Here is a 783-nt window from a genome sequence, read left to right as displayed (position 1 = left end):
CGCGGTCTCCGCTGCCGCCGCACGCTCCGAATCCGCTGAGGCCGCGCGCTGCGCCGCCTCCGCGGCCTGCCGCTGCTCCATCTCCCGCAACTCCCGCCGGGTCCGCGGGACGGGGGGCTGCGGTCCCGCGCCACCGAGCGCTTCGTCGCGCCCGTACGGGTCGGATGACGGCGGCACCGGCGCGGAGCCGCTTCGGCGCTCTGGGGGGAGCTGGGTCACGAGGTCAGGGGCCTTCCTCGACGGAGATCGTGCGTCCTGGGGCGGTACCCGATGCCCGTTCGGCATCGATGGCATGTTGCAGAATGATAACGGCTGCAGCTTGGTCGATGATCGGACGCTGCTTCCTCGACGACTTGCCGGCCGAGCGCAGCGCCTGCTGCGCGCTCACCGTCGACATCCGCTCGTCGACCAGGCGCACCGTCGCCCCGGCCGCAGCGAGACGCTCGGCGAACCCGACGGCGTCGTCGGTCGACGCGGTCGGCCGGCCCGACATGGACAGCGGGTGCCCGACCACGAGCTCGATCGCGTCGAACTCGGACGCGAGCTCCAGCACGCGGCGGATGTCGGTGCCGTCGTCCTCGGCGCTCCGTGCGACCGTCTCGACGGGCACCGCCAGGATCGCCGACGGGTCGCACCTCGCGACGCCGATCCGCGCCCGGCCGACGTCGATGCCGAGTCGCGCGCCCGATCTCACGATCAGGCTCCGGAAGCGGTCCGCGCGGCGCCGAGCGCAGCCGGGATCGCGCCGAGGTCCGTGCCGCCGCCCTGCGCGAGGTCGGGCTT

At 74.3% G+C, this 783-nt stretch carries 1 protein-coding gene; it reads right to left on the bottom strand.

Annotation, left to right across the window (positions count from 1 at the left end; translation table 11 throughout):
* Window positions 1-223 precede the first annotated feature (223 nt).
* Window positions 224-694: a Holliday junction resolvase RuvX gene (gene ruvX / locus ESO86_RS17925; RefSeq protein ID WP_129236050.1), complete on the bottom strand. Its 471-nt coding sequence runs from the start codon at window positions 692-694 to the stop codon at window positions 224-226.
* Window positions 695-783: the final 89 nt, after the last annotated feature.

The sequence above is a fragment of the Agromyces binzhouensis genome (assembly GCF_004135055.1).
Taxonomy (GTDB): Bacteria; Actinomycetota; Actinomycetes; order Actinomycetales; family Microbacteriaceae; genus Agromyces; species Agromyces binzhouensis.
This window is presented reverse-complemented; position numbering and strand designations above follow the sequence as displayed.